The sequence below is a fragment of the Vibrio sp. B1ASS3 genome (genome assembly GCF_905175355.1).
GTDB lineage: Bacteria > Pseudomonadota > Gammaproteobacteria > Enterobacterales > Vibrionaceae > Vibrio > Vibrio owensii.
Genome location: NZ_HG992742.1, coordinates 630,677 through 648,826 on the forward strand (window position 1 = coordinate 630,677; position 18,150 = coordinate 648,826).

The 18,150-nt window shown below is 43.4% G+C and carries 15 protein-coding genes and 1 pseudogene; 13 read left to right on the top strand and 3 right to left on the bottom strand.

What is annotated here, in order from left to right; translation table 11 throughout:
* Positions 1–40 precede the first annotated feature (40 nt).
* The 11 genes from mazG to rpoS all read left to right on the top strand — a co-directional run bounded on the left by mazG (position 41) and on the right by rpoS (position 10,327).
* Positions 41–838, top strand: coding sequence for a nucleoside triphosphate pyrophosphohydrolase (gene mazG / locus KJB05_RS03030; RefSeq protein ID WP_208445627.1), 798 nt, complete (start codon positions 41–43; stop codon positions 836–838).
* A gap of 151 nt (positions 839–989) precedes the next feature.
* Positions 990–2,630 (top strand): CTP synthase, encoded by a 1,641-nt coding sequence (locus KJB05_RS03035; protein ID WP_009707596.1) that lies wholly within the window; start codon positions 990–992, stop codon positions 2,628–2,630.
* Between the two features lie 78 nt (positions 2,631–2,708).
* Positions 2,709–4,010: a phosphopyruvate hydratase gene (eno, locus tag KJB05_RS03040; protein WP_005425372.1), complete on the top strand. Its 1,302-nt coding sequence runs from the start codon at positions 2,709–2,711 to the stop codon at positions 4,008–4,010.
* Positions 4,011–4,349: 339 nt separating this feature from the next.
* Positions 4,350–4,631, top strand: coding sequence for a cell division protein FtsB (ftsB, locus tag KJB05_RS03045; protein ID WP_005452106.1), 282 nt, complete (start codon positions 4,350–4,352; stop codon positions 4,629–4,631).
* A gap of 1 nt (position 4,632) precedes the next feature.
* Complete coding sequence (gene ispD / locus KJB05_RS03050) at positions 4,633–5,343, top strand: 2-C-methyl-D-erythritol 4-phosphate cytidylyltransferase (RefSeq protein WP_208445626.1); 711 nt, start codon at positions 4,633–4,635, stop codon at positions 5,341–5,343.
* 14 nt (positions 5,344–5,357) lie between these two features.
* The gene (ispF, locus tag KJB05_RS03055; RefSeq protein WP_009698769.1) at positions 5,358–5,834 is read left to right on the top strand and encodes a 2-C-methyl-D-erythritol 2,4-cyclodiphosphate synthase; all 477 of its coding nucleotides are present in this window, start codon (positions 5,358–5,360) and stop codon (positions 5,832–5,834) included.
* A gap of 45 nt (positions 5,835–5,879) precedes the next feature.
* Positions 5,880–6,923, top strand: coding sequence for a tRNA pseudouridine(13) synthase TruD (gene truD / locus KJB05_RS03060; protein WP_069218580.1), 1,044 nt, complete (start codon positions 5,880–5,882; stop codon positions 6,921–6,923).
* Positions 6,923–7,699 (top strand): 5'/3'-nucleotidase SurE, encoded by a 777-nt coding sequence (gene surE / locus KJB05_RS03065; protein WP_005436425.1) that lies wholly within the window; start codon positions 6,923–6,925, stop codon positions 7,697–7,699. Before truD ends, surE begins: the two co-directional genes overlap by 1 nt.
* The gene (locus tag KJB05_RS03070; protein WP_208445625.1) at positions 7,699–8,325 is read left to right on the top strand and encodes a protein-L-isoaspartate(D-aspartate) O-methyltransferase; all 627 of its coding nucleotides are present in this window, start codon (positions 7,699–7,701) and stop codon (positions 8,323–8,325) included. The genes surE and KJB05_RS03070 overlap by 1 nt, the downstream gene beginning before the upstream one ends.
* Before the next feature lie 14 nt (positions 8,326–8,339).
* Complete coding sequence (locus KJB05_RS03075; RefSeq protein WP_009698767.1) at positions 8,340–9,263, top strand: peptidoglycan DD-metalloendopeptidase family protein; 924 nt, start codon at positions 8,340–8,342, stop codon at positions 9,261–9,263.
* Between the two features lie 80 nt (positions 9,264–9,343).
* Positions 9,344–10,327 carry an RNA polymerase sigma factor RpoS gene (gene rpoS, locus KJB05_RS03080; protein ID WP_005452115.1) on the top strand — a complete coding sequence of 328 codons (984 nt, stop codon included), beginning with the start codon at positions 9,344–9,346 and terminating at the stop codon, positions 10,325–10,327.
* Between the two features lie 93 nt (positions 10,328–10,420).
* Here the strand turns inward: rpoS and mutS are convergent, their stop codons facing one another.
* Complete coding sequence (mutS, locus tag KJB05_RS03085; protein WP_208445624.1) at positions 10,421–13,006, bottom strand: DNA mismatch repair protein MutS; 2,586 nt, start codon at positions 13,004–13,006, stop codon at positions 10,421–10,423.
* Positions 13,007–13,178: 172 nt separating this feature from the next.
* On the opposite strand from mutS, the pseudogene KJB05_RS03090 reads away from it, so the two are divergent.
* Positions 13,179–14,518: pseudogene (locus KJB05_RS03090) on the top strand (tyrosine-type recombinase/integrase).
* A 94-nt stretch (positions 14,519–14,612) separates the two neighbouring features.
* Here the strand turns inward: KJB05_RS03090 and KJB05_RS03095 are convergent.
* Positions 14,613–15,665 (bottom strand): hypothetical protein, encoded by a 1,053-nt coding sequence (locus KJB05_RS03095; RefSeq protein ID WP_208445623.1) that lies wholly within the window; start codon positions 15,663–15,665, stop codon positions 14,613–14,615.
* A gap of 542 nt (positions 15,666–16,207) precedes the next feature.
* On the opposite strand from KJB05_RS03095, the gene KJB05_RS03100 reads away from it, so the two are divergent.
* Complete coding sequence (locus KJB05_RS03100) at positions 16,208–16,876, top strand: inovirus Gp2 family protein (RefSeq protein ID WP_208445622.1); 669 nt, start codon at positions 16,208–16,210, stop codon at positions 16,874–16,876.
* Positions 16,877–16,971: 95 nt separating this feature from the next.
* Here KJB05_RS03100 and KJB05_RS03105 read toward each other — a convergent pair whose 3' ends face one another.
* Positions 16,972–18,129, bottom strand: coding sequence for a hypothetical protein (locus KJB05_RS03105; RefSeq protein WP_208445621.1), 1,158 nt, complete (start codon positions 18,127–18,129; stop codon positions 16,972–16,974).
* Between the last annotated feature and the right edge of the window lie 21 nt (positions 18,130–18,150).

Here is an 18,150-nt window from a genome sequence, read left to right on the forward strand (position 1 = left end):
CCTTTTTCTTTAGATAGAAAGGTTTAAAGGAACAGAGAAAATGAGTCATCCAATTGAACAGTTAGAACAAATCATGGCGAAGTTACGTGACCCAAAAAGCGGTTGCCCTTGGGATTTAAAGCAGACCTTCGACACCATTGTTCCGCACACTATCGAAGAAACCTACGAAGTAGTGGATGCGATTCAAAACCGCGATTGGCCGAACTTGCAAGAAGAGTTGGGTGACTTATTGTTCCAAGTGATTTTCTACAGCCAAATGGCGAAAGAGCAGGGACTATTCGACTTTTCTGATGTGGTGGAAACCGTCAATGAGAAACTGACGCGTCGCCATCCACATGTTTTTTCAGAAGTAGAGTTCGATTCTGAAGAGGCTATTAACGCTAATTGGGAGGCGGAAAAAGCCAAAGAGAAAGCGCAAGTAGGCAAAGCTGAAGAAAGTATTCTAGACTCAATACCAAACTCTCTACCCGCACTTTCTCGTGCTACAAAGATCCAGAAAAAGTGCGCAAAATTCGGCTTTGATTGGGACTCGCTTGGCCCTGTTGTCGGAAAAGTGCAGGAAGAAATTGAAGAGGTGATAGAAGAAGCGCTTCAAATTACTCCGGATGAGGAAAAAGTCGAACTTGAATTAGGCGATCTTTTATTTGCTACCGTGAACCTATCTCGTCACCTAGGAAAAGACCCTGAAGTGGCACTGGCAAAAGCCAACTTAAAGTTCTCGAAACGCTTTAAAGGCGTGGAAACTAAAGTTGCAGCGCACGGTAAACAGCTCACAGACTTTACTCTAGATGAACTCGATTCCATGTGGGATGAAGTGAAACGAGAAGAGCAAAGCTGAAATTGCATGAATACTCGACTTTGATTTGAAGCAAAAAATAAAAAATTACGGTGTGATAGATTTCACGTTGTGGCGGTTAGGAGCTTCTGGTATATTTACGTCCCGTCCAGAAGCACTCCATTTCCCTCATTCAACCAATTTCAGGTTAAACATGACGACAAATTACATTTTTGTTACTGGCGGGGTTGTATCCTCTCTAGGTAAAGGTATTGCAGCAGCATCTCTTGCAGCTATTCTAGAAGCTCGTGGTCTAAAAGTGACTATGATGAAGCTTGACCCTTACATCAACGTTGATCCAGGCACAATGAGCCCAACTCAACACGGTGAAGTGTTCGTTACGGAAGATGGCGCAGAGACTGACCTTGACCTTGGTCACTACGAGCGTTTCATCCGCACCAAGATGACTAAGCGTAACAACTTCACTGCTGGTCGTGTTTATGCAGACGTACTACGTAAAGAACGTCGCGGCGATTACCTAGGTGCAACCATTCAGGTTATCCCTCACATCACTAACGCTATCAAAGACCGCGTAATCGCAGGTTCTGAAGGCCATGATGTTGCTATCGTTGAAGTCGGTGGTACGGTAGGTGATATCGAATCACTACCATTTATGGAAGCTATCCGTCAGCTTGCTGTGGAACTAGGCCGTGAACGCGCAATGTTCATGCACCTAACGCTAGTTCCTTACCTAGCAGCTGCAGGTGAAGTGAAAACTAAGCCAACTCAGCACTCTGTTAAAGAGCTGCTATCTATCGGTATCCAACCAGATATTCTTGTTTGCCGCTCTGATCGTATGATCCCAGCGAACGAGCGTAAGAAAATTGCGCTATTCTGTAACGTTCCTGAGAAAGCGGTAATCTCAATGAAGGACGTAGATTCAATCTACAAGATCCCTCAACTTGTTAAGTCTCAAGGTCTAGATGACCTAGTTTGTGCTCGCTTTGGTATCAACGCACCAGAAGCTGACCTGTCTGAATGGGAACAGGTTATCTATGAAGAAGCGAACCCAACTGGCGAAGTAACTATCGGTATGGTCGGTAAATACATCGAACTACCAGATGCTTACAAGTCAGTAAACGAAGCACTTAAACACGCAGGCTTGAAAAACCGTCTAAACGTCACAATTAAATACGTAGACTCTCAAGATGTTGAGACGAAAGGCGTAGAAGTGCTTGAAGGTCTAGATGCAATCCTAGTACCTGGTGGCTTCGGTGACCGTGGTATCGAAGGTAAGATTCGCGCAGCACAATACGCTCGTGAAAACAAAGTACCTTACCTAGGTATCTGTCTAGGCATGCAAGTAGCACTTATCGAATACGCGCGTAACGTAGCGGGTATGGAAGGTGCACATTCAACAGAATTTAACAAAGACACTAAGTACCCTGTGGTAGGTTTGATCACTGAATGGGTAGACGGCGAAGGTAAAGTTGAAGAACGTACTGAAACGTCTGACCTAGGTGGTACGATGCGTCTTGGTTCACAGCTATGTCACCTAGAGAAAGGTACGAAAGCTCGTGAACTATACGGCAACGCGACAATTCATGAGCGTCACCGTCACCGTTACGAAGTAAACAACAATCTTCGTCCGCAAATCGAAAAAGCGGGTCTGAAAGTATCTGGCCTATCAGCGGACAAGAAACTAGTGGAAATGATTGAGAACCCAGCTCACCCATGGTTTGTAGCGGCTCAATTCCACCCAGAATTCACCTCGACGCCTCGCGATGGTCACCCACTATTCGCAGGTTTCGTTAAAGCTGCAGGCCAAAACGCTCGCGGCGAATTCGAGAAGTAAAAGGATACGGGCAGCGGCAAAGGTTGTACTGCTGCCCTTTAAAATTGACATTTATATTTGAAACGAGAGGAAACATTAATGTCTAAGATCGTTAAAGTTCTAGGTCGTGAAATCATCGACTCACGTGGTAACCCAACTGTAGAAGCTGAAGTACACCTAGAAGGCGGTTTCGTAGGTATGGCAGCAGCTCCATCTGGCGCATCTACTGGTTCTCGCGAAGCTCTTGAGCTACGTGACGGTGACAAAGCACGTTTCCTAGGTAAAGGTGTTCTTAAAGCTGTTGAAGCTGTAAACGGCGCAATCGCTGAAGCTCTAGTTGGCAAAGACGCTAAAGACCAAGCTGCAATCGACGCAGTAATGATCGAACTAGACGGCACTGAAAACAAATCTAAGTTCGGTGCGAACGCTATCCTAGCTGTTTCTCTAGCAAACGCTAAAGCTGCAGCAGCAGCTAAAGGCATGCCTCTATACGAGCACATCGCTGAGCTAAACGGCACAGCTGGTCAGTTCTCTATGCCTCTACCAATGATGAACATCATCAACGGTGGTGAGCACGCAGACAACAACGTTGACATCCAAGAGTTCATGATCCAACCAGTTGGTGCTAAGACTCTTAAAGAAGGTCTACGTATCGGTGCTGAAGTATTCCACAACCTAGCTAAAGTTCTTAAGTCTAAAGGCTACAGCACTGCAGTTGGTGACGAAGGTGGTTTCGCTCCTAACCTTAAGTCTAACGCTGAAGCTCTAGAAGTTATCGCAGAAGCTGTTGCAGCTGCTGGTTACGAACTAGGTAAAGACGTTACTCTAGCTATGGACTGTGCTGCATCTGAGTTCTTCGACAAAGAAGCTGGCATCTACAACATGAAAGGCGAAGGTAAAACTTTCACTTCTGAAGAGTTCAACCACTACCTAGCTGAGCTAGCTAACCAATTCCCAATCGTTTCTATCGAAGACGGTCTAGACGAGTCTGATTGGGCTGGCTTCAAGCACCAAACTGAACTACTAGGTGACAAGCTTCAACTAGTAGGTGACGACCTATTCGTTACTAATACTAAGATCCTTGCTGAAGGTATTGAGAAAGGCGTAGCTAACTCTATCCTTATCAAGTTCAACCAAATCGGTTCTCTAACTGAGACTCTAGCTGCAATCAAGATGGCTAAAGACGCAGGTTACACAGCAGTAATCTCTCACCGTTCTGGCGAAACTGAAGATGCAACTATCGCTGACCTAGCGGTAGGTACAGCTGCAGGTCAAATCAAAACTGGTTCTATGAGCCGTTCTGACCGTGTTGCTAAGTACAACCAACTAATCCGTATCGAGGAAGCTCTAGGTGAGCGCGCTCCTTTCAACGGTCTTAAAGAAGTTAAAGGTCAAGCTTAATTCTTAACTGAGTTAACCGCTTAACTTAAAGCTTTTGAAAACGCCTCGCACTTGCGGGGCGTTTTTGTATCTGACATATGAGAACGGGCTTCGCCCTTCGAGGACGTTTCGCTTAGATTGATGGGAGCTAACTTTGCTTTTTGATGTTTTTCGCTCACGTTGATTTGTCATTCCCTAAAACGATGAAGGAGAGAGTAGGGAAGTCTCTTTGTTTCATTTTGCTGCTTTTTTCCTGTAAGGAGCGTGTGAGTCTCTTTTTCTGCCCTAGAGCCAACCACGCATTTATGCTATATATGTCACCTTATCTAATCCCTTCCGGTACAGAATGTTAGCAACGATATGCGAATCTTTGTTATAGCCCTTACGTTACTGTTTGGCTGGCTTCAATATACCCTTTGGTTTGGCAAAAACGGGGTGTCTGACTACTACACAGTAGAAGATGAAATTGAAGTGCAGCAGCAAGTAAACAGCAAGCTGCAAGCTCGTAATAACGAGATGTTCGCTGAGATTGATGACTTACGACAAGGTCTTGATGCAATCGAAGAACGTGCACGTCATGAACTTGGTTTGGTTAAAGATGGCGAAACCTTCTACCGAATTGTCGATGAGGAAGAGCATTAATATGTTGGATACTAACACTCCAACCCATATTGCTATCGTGCCAGCCGCAGGTGTTGGCAGCCGCATGAAGGCAGATCGCCCAAAACAATACCTGTTGATTGACGGCAAAGCGGTACTGGAACATACCGTAGAGAAACTGCTTTCTCACCCAAAAATTTCTAAGGTTATCGTGGCTATTACCGACGGCGACCCATACTACCCTGAACTCTCCATTGCTCAGCACCCTGATGTGATTCGTGTGGCTGGTGGTAAAGAAAGGGCAGACTCTGTGTTATCAGGGCTAAACTATGTAAGTACACATCTGGAAAGCGAGTGGGTATTAGTCCACGACGCTGCAAGACCGTGTGTATTAACATCCGACATTGACCATTTGATCGACGTTTGTAGCGCGCACCCAACGGGTGGCATCCTCGCATCTCCAGTGAGAGACACAATGAAGCGAGCAAACGCAGCACAAGATATTGATCATACGGTAGATAGAGAAGCATTGTGGCATGCATTAACTCCACAAATGTTTAAAACTCAGCAGCTTACTCAAGCACTGACTGACGCATTAGAACAAGGTGCAACCATCACTGATGAAGCCTCGGCTTTGGAATGGTTAGGTGAAAAGCCGGCACTTGTTCAAGGGAATGCGAATAATATAAAAATTACTCAGCCAGAAGATCTTGCGTTAGCCGAGTTTTATCTAAGCCGTGAGCGCGGCGAATAAAGAAAGGATAGAAAATGATTCGAATTGGTCATGGTTTCGACGTACATAAATTCGGTGGTGAAGGTCCGGTAATCATTGGTGGTGTAGCGATCCCTTACGAACAAGGTTTGATTGCACACTCTGACGGTGATGTAGCGCTGCATGCGTTAACGGATGCCCTGCTTGGCGCTATTGCTGCAGGCGATATTGGTCGTCACTTCCCTGATACGGACGAAAAATGGAAAGGTGCAGACAGTCGTGAACTACTGAAAGACGTTTATCGCCGAGTCAAAGAGCAAGGCTACCGTCTTGGTAATGCCGATGTCACTATCATGGCACAAGCGCCGAAGATGGCACCGCACATTGACGCAATGTGTGCTGCTATTGCCGAAGACCTTGAAACCGACATTAGCAACATTAACGTAAAAGCAACGACGACAGAACGTCTTGGTTTTACTGGACGCAAAGAAGGCATTGCAACGGAAGCAGTTGTACTTCTGTTTAAGCAATAATTAGCAATTTGCTCCTCTAAGCTGTGATATCAGCGGAAATACATCATGTCAGACATTTTATCTTCATTGGCTTACCTAACAGGTAAGCCAGTTGCATCTGCAAAAATCAAAGCGCAGCCAGAGCACTTTCAGGTTCGCGAAGATTTAGGTTTTGCCTTTACGGGTGAAGGCGAGCATTTAATGGTTCGTATCCGTAAAACAGGTGAGAACACCAGTTTCGTTGCTAACGAACTAGCAAAAGCCTGTGGTGTTAAGTCGAAAGACGTTAGCTGGGCGGGTCTTAAAGACCGTCATGCTGTGACTGAACAGTGGCTAAGTGTGCATTTACCAAAAGGTGAAACGCCAGATTTTTCAGCATTTTTGGCGCAATACCCGAGCATCGAGATCCTAGCAACGGATCGTCACAATAAAAAACTGCGCCCTGGTGACTTAGTAGGGAACGAGTTCGTGGTTACTTTGTCTGAAGTGACAGATATAGCGGATGTTGAACAACGTCTTGAAAAAGTGAAACAAGTGGGTGTGCCAAACTACTTTGGTAGTCAGCGTTTTGGTAACGATGGCAACAACCTTGAAGAAGCACGTCGATGGGGACGCGAGAACGTTCGTACCCGCAATCAAAACAAACGCAGCATGTATCTGTCAGCGGCTCGTTCGTGGATCTTCAACCGCATTGTTTCAGCTCGCCTAGAGAATGGTGTATTTGACAAGTTCACCGACGGTGATGTTGCGCAGACAGCTTCTGGCACTCAGTTAGTTGATGCAAGCAACATCGCCGAGTTACAAGCACAATTTGCTCAAGGCGAAGTGGCGATCACCGCGGCAATGGCGGGCGATAACGCACTACCAACTCAAGCGGATGCGCTAACCTTAGAACAACCGTTCTTAGATGAAGAACCAGATTTGATGGCACTGATTCGCGGTAACCGTATGCGTCACGACCGCCGCGATATCGCACTCAAGCCACAAGACCTAGCTTGGACGGTCGATGGTAATAACATCACGATGACATTCTCGCTGGATGCGGGTTCATTTGCGACCTCAATCGTGCGTGAGCTGGTCATCGAAGAAAAGGTAGAAAGAGAATATTAATGGAAATGGATTCACACAACGCGAAGCCATTAAGAATACTGCTCAGCAATGATGATGGTGTTCATGCTCAAGGAATTCATGCGCTTGCTGATGAGCTGAGAAGCATTGCCGAAGTAACGATTGTCGCACCAGACAGAAACCGCTCTGGTGCATCTAACTCATTGACGCTGGAGCAACCGCTGCGTGTCACCGAGATTGCGCCAAAGACATTCTCTGTGCAAGGTACGCCAACAGACTGTGTACACTTCGCGCTGAATGAGTTGATGAAAGATGACCTGCCAGACCTCGTGCTGTCAGGCATCAATCATGGTGCTAACTTAGGTGACGACGTGCTGTACTCTGGTACAGTCGCTGCGGCGATGGAAGGGCACTTTCTTGGTGTGCAGGCGATTGCTTTCTCCCTCGTCGGCAAACAGCATTTTGAGTCTGCTGCGAAAGTTGCGCGTCAGCTGGTTGAGCAACACTTGGTTCGTCCGATCCCAACTAACCGTTTATTGAATGTAAACGTCCCTGATCTTCCGTTTGAAGAACTTGGTGAGATAGAAGTGACTCGCTTAGGTGCTCGTCATCACGCTGAGAATATGATTAAGCAGAAAGATCCGCGCGGACATGATATTTATTGGCTCGGCCCTCCGGGTAAAGAGCAAGATGCTGGTATTGGTACAGACTTTTACGCGATTGAACATGGCTTTGTTTCAATCACGCCGCTACAAGTCGACTTAACAGCTCATGAGTCATTGCGTGCAATGGATAGTTGGTTAAAGGAAGAGAATTAATGAGTAACCCACATGCTGACAGGCTGATAGCGTTTCTTATCTCCAGTGGCATCAGTGATCAACGCGTGTTGGATGCAATTTATCGTTTGCCACGTGAGAGCTTTGTCTCACAAGCGATGATGCACCAAGCATACGACAACAATGCGTTGCCGATTGGTCAGGGACAAACTATTTCTCAACCTTACATCGTCGCGAAAATGACAGAACTGTTGGATCTAAAATCGGACAGTAATGTTTTAGAAATCGGCACGGGCTCGGGTTACCAAACTGCAGTGCTTGCGCAAATTGTCGATCATGTCTATTCCGTTGAACGCATTAAGTCTTTGCAATGGGATGCTAAGCGTCGTCTGAAACAACTGGATATTTATAACGTCTCTACTAAACATGGAGATGGTTGGCTTGGATGGGAAGCGAAAGGTCCATTCGATGCGATTATTGTCACTGCGGCAGCGGAAAGTGTTCCCCAAGCACTTCTATCCCAGCTGAAAGAGGGCGGTAAGATGCTCATTCCTGTTGGTGAAGATGAACAACAACTATTAAAAATTGAACGTCAAGGTGAACAATATCTGTCGACCGTGGTAGAAATGGTAAGATTTGTGCCATTAGTTGCAGGTGATTTAGCTTAAGGGTTAAAGACTAGGTGAAGAAGTTATTACGTCGTTTTGGTATTAGCTGTTTATTGGCTGCGGGACTGGTTGGTTGCGCGGCTCATTCACCTGCACCTGTTTCAAGCCTAAATAAAGATTACTCGACGGTTGAGCGTGGTAGTTATAGAGGGAGTTATTACGAAGTAAAGAAAGGTGATACCCTTTATTTTATTGCCTACGTCACAGATAAGGATGTAAATGATCTTGTTCGTTACAATGAATTGTCTGCGCCTTACACGATTTTCCCGGGGCAGAAGTTAAAACTTTGGGCTCCGAAATATGTTGCGCCTAAATATGGTCATAAAGTGGAACCCGTTGTTGCTCCTGTAGTTGCGGCGAAACCTGTTCCAGTGACTAAAACATCAACAGCGTCAAAGCCGTCAAATTCAAGTAAAAGCTCTACTCAAAAACCTAAACCGACTAAGACTCAAGTTGCACAAAAACAGCCTCCAAAGAAGGTTGAACAATCCAAACCAAAGGAGTATGTTGGGTCAAAAGGTAATCAGAATGTTAAACCGAAACCGCCAGTAACTACCGCGAAAAACGATAAAGTATCGAAGTGGTTATGGCCAACAAAAGGGAGAGTAATCAAGAACTTCTCAGCGGGAGAACAAGGAAATAAAGGCATAGACATCGCAGGACAGCGTGGTCAGCCAATCGTTTCAACCGCAGCCGGCACAGTCGTGTACTCAGGTAATGCGCTACGAGGTTATGGCAACCTAATTATAGTGAAGCATAACGACAATTATTTAAGCGCATACGCACACAATGACAGATTGCTGGTCTCAGAAGGACAAAGTGTTAAGAGCGGACAAAAAATAGCGACCATGGGTAGTTCTGGTTCTAAATCCGTCAAACTTCACTTTGAAATTCGCTATCAAGGTAAATCAGTGAATCCAAAGCGCTATTTACCGTAGAACTTTGAATAACAACTTGCGACATCATTTAGCGACATATTGAGTTGTCATGTCTTGCTAACTCGCCAGGGGGAGGCGTTATGAGTATCAGCAACACAGTAACCAAAGTTGAAGAGTTCGAATATGATAATGCACAATCGGAAGGCATTTCTAACGGACTTGAAAAACCATCTAACGGAACCAAAACAGCAGCACGCGAAGAGTTTGATGCGAGCAGCAAGAGTCTAGACGCGACTCAGCTTTACCTAGGTGAAATTGGTTTCTCACCTCTACTTACTGCAGAAGAAGAAGTACTTTATGCACGACGTGCACTGCGTGGCGATGAAGCCGCTCGCAAACGCATGATCGAAAGTAACTTGCGTCTTGTAGTGAAGATCTCTCGCCGATACAGCAATCGTGGTCTTGCGCTTCTTGATCTTATTGAAGAAGGTAACTTAGGTTTGATCCGTGCGGTCGAGAAGTTTGATCCAGAACGAGGCTTCCGTTTCTCAACTTACGCGACGTGGTGGATTCGCCAAACGATCGAACGTGCGTTGATGAACCAAACTCGTACAATCCGTCTGCCAATTCATGTGGTTAAAGAGCTGAACATTTATCTGCGTACAGCGCGTGAACTTTCTCAGAAGCTCGACCATGAACCAACAGCAGAAGAGATTGCTGCACAGTTAGATATCCCAGTAGAAGACGTAAGTAAAATGCTTCGCCTTAACGAGCGTATTAGCTCTGTCGATACTCCAATCGGTGGTGACGGCGAGAAAGCGTTACTGGATATTATTCCTGATGCAAACAACTCGGATCCTGAAGTTTCCACCCAAGACGATGACATCAAATCTTCATTGATCCATTGGCTAGAAGAGCTGAATCCAAAACAGAAAGAAGTGCTGGCACGTCGTTTTGGTCTGCTTGGTTATGAGCCATCAACGCTTGAAGAAGTGGGACGTGAAATTGGTTTAACACGCGAACGTGTTCGCCAGATCCAAGTGGAAGGCTTACGTCGACTACGCGAGATCTTGATTAAACAAGGTCTGAACATGGAAAACTTGTTCAACGTAGAAGACGACTAAACGTAGGCAGCGACAGAGGCTAGATCAGAATAAACAAAAGGCTATGGGTGACCATAGCCTTTTTGCGTTTTACTGTACCAGTTAGCCCAAGAACTAGAGCATCTTCTTCAAGCGGTATAGCTCTTCCAGTGCCTGACGTGGCGTTAAATCATCAGGATCGATATTCGACAATGCTTGTTCAACATCACTAGGTTCAGGGATCAGGCTGAGTTGGTTTGCCACATCAACGGTACTCGGACGAGGTGAGTCATTACCTTGACCTAATTGTTCAAGCTGCGACAGTTTGTGACGTGCATTCTTGATGACTGGTTTTGGAACGCCCGCTAAACCAGCAACCGCTAGACCATAAGACTTGCTTGCCGCGCCTTCTTGAACGGCATGCATAAAAGCAATGCTGTCACCGTGTTCTACCGCATCAAGGTGAACGTTAGCGAGATTTGGCAGCAAGTTTGGCAGCTCAGTCAGTTCGAAGTAGTGCGTTGCGAACAGAGTCATTGCCCCAATCTGAGTTGCAAGCCATTCTGCACTTGCCCATGCCAAAGACAGACCATCGTAAGTACTGGTACCGCGACCAATTTCATCCATCAGCACCAAGCTGTTCTTAGTGGCGTTGTGAAGAATGTTGGCGGTTTCAGTCATTTCTACCATGAAGGTTGAACGGCCAGATGCCAAATCATCAGATGCACCGATACGAGTAAAGATGCGGTCTAGAGATCCAATATGAGCTGATTCTGCAGGAACGTATGAACCAATGTGAGCCATCAAAGCAATCAATGCAGTCTGGCGCATGTAGGTTGATTTACCACCCATGTTTGGACCGGTGATGATCAACATCTTACGATCTGAGCTCAGTTCAATTGGGTTAGCTATAAATGGTTCGCTTGTTACTTGCTCCACGACAGGATGACGACCCGCTTGAATGCTAATGCCCGCCTCTTTGTCCAATGTTGGGCGACAGTAATCAAGTGAATCTGCACGCTCGGCTAGGTTTTGTAGTACGTCCAACTGAGAGATCGCCGAAGCAAGGTTTTGCATCTTCTCAAGGTTTGGCATCAACAAATCAAATAGTTCTTCCCACAGTTTTTTCTCAACTGCTAGCGCTTTTGATTTTGAATTCAGAACTTTATCTTCGTGCTCTTTCAGCTCTGGAATGATATAGCGTTCTGCATTTTTCAGTGTTTGGCGACGTACATAGTGTGGTGGAACCAAGTGGCTTTGACCACGGCTAACCTGAATGAAGAAACCGTGTACAGCGTTGTAGCCAACTTTTAGGGTGTCGATACCATGACGTTCACGCTCGTCTGCTTCGAGTTTTTCAAGATACTCGGTTGCGCCGTCTGCAAGCTTTCGCCATTCATCAAGTTCCGCATTGTAGCCTTCTGCAATCACGCCTCCCTCGCGAATAACCACTGGTGGGTTTTCTTTGATTGCGCGCTCAAGTAAGTCACATACCTCATCCATTGGCGCAGCAAATTGAGCCAACTTTTTAAGGTATGGGTGAGCTAGAGAAGAAGTGACTGCTTCCAACTCTGGCAACTGTTGCATAGCATGGCGTAGACGAGCCATATCGCGCGGACGTGCTGAGCGCAGCGCCAAACGGGCTAGGATACGCTCGATGTCACCAATTTGTTTGAAGATTGGTTGAATGTCGGTGAACAAGCTCTGATCTTTGATCTCACCAATTGCATCAAGACGGTTGTTAAGAGTATCGACACAGCGCATTGGTTGATGTAACCAGCGCTTCAGCATACGGCTGCCCATTGGGGTCGCACAGTGATCGAGTACTTCGGCTAGCGTGTTATCGGTCCCACCAGATAGGTTTTGCGTCAACTCTAAGTTGCGACGTGTTGCCGCATCAAGAATGACTGAGTGATCTTGGCGATCAAACGTCAATGAACGAATGTGTGGTAGGGCAGTACGCTGAGTATCTTTTACGTATTGGATCAAACAACCCGCAGCACACAGGCCCAGTGAAGCGTGCTCAACACCAAAGCCTACTAAATCGCGCGTACCAAATTGTTGGTTCAACTGCTGCTTCGCGGTATCTAGTTCAAATTCCCAGACCGGGCGACGACGGTTGCCGTTGCGGCTAGACATGAGGTGAACTGCCTCAAAATCTTCAGGGAAGAGTAATTCGCGAGGTGCCGTGCGCTGCAACTCAGCAGCCATTGCTTCTTCGGTTTCTGGCTCGACTAGTTGGAAGCGACCCGAAGTCACATCCAATGTCGCGTAACCGAACTTACCATTGTGTTGGTAAATTGCTGCAATCAGGTTGTCGATACGCTCAGACAGTAGAGCTTCGTCGGTCACCGTACCTGGGGTGACGATACGCACTACTTTACGCTCAACCGGGCCTTTGCTTGTCGCTGGGTCGCCAATCTGTTCACAGATCGCAACAGACTCACCTAGTTGAACAAGTTTAGCCAGATAACCTTCAACAGCGTGGAATGGGACGCCAGCCATAGGAATTGGTTCACCTGCCGATGCGCCGCGTTTGGTCAACGAGATATCTAACAATTGAGATGCACGTTTTGCATCGTCGTAGAAGAGTTCGTAGAAGTCGCCCATGCGATAGAACAGCAAGATTTCTGGGTTCTCAGCCTTTAGCTTGAGATATTGCTGCATCATAGGGGTATGCGTTTGGCTTAAATCTTTGTTTTTTGTGGTGTTTTTTTTCATTTAATTCTATCTTTTCAATAAGTTATGAAAATTATGAAGATCCCATTAAATCCCACTAGATTTCAAAGAATTCCACCTAAGCGCAGCAATTAGTGTAGGTAAAAGTGTAGGTTTTTATTTCCTATACAACGGAATAGAATTGTCAAATCACCTAGCGATATGGGAGCCAGAAATGGCAGAGAGTAAGAATAGCAAACCTCTAACTAATAGAGCAATTGAGACATTAACTACTAAGAAAGGAGTTGTGGCTGACGTTGGCGAAAACCGAGGCTTAAGGATCGCCTGCGGTAAGACAGGAAGGAAAACATTTACTTATCGTTTTCGAAGTCCAGAGAATGAAGGAAAGATTACTCAAATTAAGTTAGGCGTTTTTCCCGAGTTGTCGTTAGAACAAGCTAGGATCAAGCTAAGAGAGTTTAAGGCTATGCGTGATGCAGGTATATGCCCTAAAGCTGAGCTTGATAGAATAGAAGAAGAGCGTAGGAAAAGTGAACAAAAAGGTACTGTAAAGCAAATTCAGGTTAAAGATATCGTTGATCTATACTTGGAACAATACATTGAAGATAGGGTAAATGCGGTAGGAAAAAGAATTTCTGGAGCTAGAAAACCTAAAGGTCAAAAAGAGGTGCGACGAACACTATATGTTGATGTAGTTAATGCTGTTGGTAGTTGTTCTGTCAGCAATTTTAAGAAGAATGATGTTGTTTCTCTGATTCAAGGCATTATAGACCGTGGTGCTCCTGTGCAAGCGGGTTCAGTGATTAGAGAGCTATCTAGTGCTTATGATTTTGCTATCAGTATGGATTTTTTACCTGAAGATTTTGTTAACCCTGCGCTCCTTGCATTGAATACATTTAAAATGAGGAAAGTTAAGCTAACTTGTTCAAAAGGAAAAAGAGTACTGGATCACTCGGAGTTGATTAAAGTTCTCCATTGGTTACCTACGTCTGGGTTCACAGACAATCAAAAGGGAATCCTAAAGTTAACTCTATGGACTGGCTGTCGAACGGGGGAATTGTGTGGATTAAAGTGGGAACAGATCGATTTTGACAAAGGAACAATCTTTCTTGAAGAAACCAAAATGGTAATTCAAGATATGTACAGTTAGTCTCTCAAGCTCTTGTTTGGTTGAAACAATGGCAACATACGCGCTTGCCATCAAAATCTCCTTTAGTTTTTCCATTGAGAAGTGATTGGAAAAGGCGACATGTTGTTCAAAAGCAGCTATCTGAAAATATGTGGCGAATGCGACAAAATAATACAATGCTCTCAATCCCTCAATGGACTGCCCATGATCTTAGGCGCACCGTTCGAACTGAGCTTGCTAGACTTGGCTGCCCTACTTCAGTTGCGGAGGCTGTTCTTGGTCACAGTCCTAAGGGAATTGAGGGAACATATAATTTGCACCGTTATGAGAATGAGTGCCGAGAGTGGCTTCAGCGTTGGGCCAATTTTCTTGATAGCTTAGTGTATTCAGATGATAACGTGGTTGAATTATCACGAGTTAGCTGATCTCTATCCATATATATTGGAATAAATAATAAAAGCGTTACATAAATAGTAACGCTTTTTGTTTGGATAAATAGTATTATTCAGGTGCGTTTGATTAGCTGTTTTTTTTATGTGCATCATTTATGAGAGCATTGATGGTTTTTCTTATTTTTGCATCACTCTTTCCTCCCGCCAATTCAACCAACATTTTCCAATGTCTTTCATTCAACGAGATAGAAAAGTCATTAGCTTTTGATTTATCTAATGATAACTTGTCAGTGATATGCTTTATTTCCTTAGTATAGTTTTCTTCATCTAGTGTTAAATACAGTAAGTCAATAGTTGTTTGAATGGTTTGATTCTTAGCTTCTATTGTCTCTGCTGAACCTAAAAAATCAATGATATTATAACGTTTAACTAACCTTTGATAAGTTGAGTTAATTAGATTTTCGTTTTTAATTTTGAATACATTGTATTTTAAAGGAATGCTATCTATAACCTTAAAATAGTGATTTTTAAGTTCGTCAAGCAATACTAAACTAGTTCTGAAATTTTCACGCCTATCTAATACTAAATAATCAAATTGAATGATGATTTTTTCGTATATATGATCATCTTTATTTGCTTGAAGTGGTTCAAAGTTAGAAAATAATAAATCCCTGTTGGTTGGATCGAAATCATCTAATATGTGTAAGTTGTTTTTTTTATAAGTTGAATCTTCGTTGTCTATACGTTTTCCCTTAACTTTTTTTAATATTTGATGTTGTGTAATATCATTGTTTAATAATTCAAAATTACGAGTTTTACACATTGCATTTATTATAGATGTGACAAGATAATATGAACGTATGCTATTTAACCATGAGAATTTTTCATCTGGTATCAAGAGATTAATTTCATTTTTTATTAAGTCATCTATAAGATGTTCGAGGTCATATTCTGTATCAATATGTAATCGGTTTGAAAATAATTCATCAGTTCCAATATTTAAATAAATAGCTACAGATTCAAGGAATACCTGTTTTAGTTTTTCGCCTTTGAGCTGTATTAGGTTTGTAATAGTTAAGTGACATTGAGTACTACTTATTTGCTTTCGCAAATACAAGATGTGTAGTCGAAGAATTCTATCATCACTTTTTGCTATGGTTTTTAATCTTTCTAACTGCATTTTTATTCACTATTTGGTAATCGATTTATCTGAAATAAACGAGAGAAAAAGATAAAATGAAACATAAAAAAAAAGTGTGAATTAGCGCAGGTTTAAAGAAAAAAAACGCAAAAAAATAGTGCTTTGTGCTGATTTGGTAAAGGCTCCAATGATGGTGCTTCTCTAAGTCAAAGTTCATAACTCTTAAAGTAAGTTGGTTTTAGTTTTAAATGCGTTCAAAGTAATTATGGATTGATAATTGTGCGTAAAGATGAACTTATGTCGTTTGTTACAACGTTTCGTTAGCGGTCGTGATTATGTTGAATTTTGGGGGTTAGTAATGTCCTTAACTTCCGAGTTGATTAACGACGTCAATCCTTTTTATGTACTGCCTTCACCGAAAGAAACACTGTCGGTAATGTTTAATATATATCACTACCTATATCTATCACTACTCATCTATACCTATATCCATATCTACTATATCTCTAAGATAACAACTCATTGAGTATCTACTAAAAAATAACAGAGAACTCTCCTCTATGAACAAAAGGAGAACTCACATGACTAATCGTAAAAACAAACTACTTAAACAAAAAGAATTCAAAGGTATAAATCTAACGTCTAGAGAAAATGAATTGTTAGAGGATAGAGTAAGCAAGATTTATGAAGTGTTGACTCATGCTACAAGCTGTTTTCCTAGAACGTTTGCTTTTAGAGTAGACCTTAGATTTCCTCGTGGTTATAAGTTTGGTGAGACATTCCCCTATATGAAGAAATTCTTTGCTTCTTTAGAAAGCCAAATAACAGAGGAATTAACAAGACGAAAAAGAAGGTTTAGATCTGTTAGTGAAGAGAGGCTTAGATATATATGGTGTAAAGAAATCGATAAATCAGAGAACCCACACTATCATCTGGTTATTTTCCTCAACAAAGATAACTTCCAAAGTTTAGGCGATTTTAAACGTGTAATTAGAGATGAGCGCAAATGTAAGCACTTATACCAAATGTTATTATGTGCTTGGTCGAGAGTATTAGGTATTGAACTTGAAGAGGCTCATAGAGCGGTACACATACCAGAGAATGCAACTTATATAGTTCAGACTTTTGATGGAGAAGTGGTAGCGGGAAATGAAGAATTCACAAAATTGTTTAATCGTTCTATTTATTTAGCTAAAGTTCGTACTCAGGCAATAGGGTTGTCTAGGAGTTTTGGCAGAAGTAGTAAGTAATTTTTGTTACTTTTTGACGAGTATTCATGCGGCAGTGGATAATGATGTGTTAGGTGTGAAAAAAGAAAGGAGCCTAAGCCCCTTTCTGTTATCTATCAGTTATTCTTAACGATAGTTACACATGCTTTCCATGGAAAGTTAGCAGGTGCAGGCTTTACTGTATTAACCGTAACACAGTCTTCGAATGAATCACCTTCAAAGTCTACATCCGTTAGGCGGTACCAAATACTAACGCCAGTATCAGTGTATTCAATTGATGCGATTTCACCATGTTTAAATTCACCCGTAACCTCGAATGTCATAGGACGACCTTGGTAATCGATAGCACCAGCGCCAGCTGGACGTAGTCCTCCGATTTCATCAGAACCGATGCCAACACCTGAAGTGTAGCGGAACACAGGTAGGTCTTTGTTAGGCAATACGCCGTCACCGCTTACGTCGATAAAGTAATCGATGTGTGGGATATCGAACTCTAGACCGTTATCAGCGAAATAATTCATAGTGTTTTCATAAGCCGCAGTTTTATACAGTGCAAGACTATATTCATTCAGAGCTTGTTTCATTTCTTCAAACTGAGCTGACTCAGGCTCTAACAACACTTGACCAATTTCATCAATTTGCTCCTCTAACGTGAGTTTGTTATCGGTAGCCATCGTCAAAGTACTGGTAGAGATAACCAGTAGTAACGTACTGGTATCGCCAGAGTTAGATAGGTTGGTGTTGTAGAAGTTAATATGACCTGACCATTGTTCAGGGGCATAGCTATAAAGTTTCAGCAAGTCAGAAGTCGCTTTGTCTACCGCTTCGTTAAACTCAGTGCCAGCTTGTACTTGTGCCATGACAGATTGCTTCATCGCGGCAGTTGCTACGTTGAAGTTCACTTGTGAGGTTGCATTCATATCGACGAATGCACTCATACTCATCTGTTCGTCAGCATGGTTTGTTAGTTCGTTAAAGTAATAGCCGTGGGCAACGAGCTCAGCATACGGAGTACTAAATCGCTCTTTTACACTGTAGTTACCTTCATAATCTTCGATTTGAGTCGTGTAGCTTCGACCAGTTGGCTGGAGGTCTTGATTAAGTTCGTTGATGGTTACAACAGAGCCCGGCTGTAGAGGACCTTTTTGTACAGCACCACTAAATTGATACTGCTGACCAGAACCATTGTTGTGTCCATCTGATGAGCCGCCACACCCTGTTAAGGCTAAAGGTACAGTAAGCACAGTGGCAAGTAAGGTTTTAGATAGGTTCATTCTATTTCTCCATAATGAGTG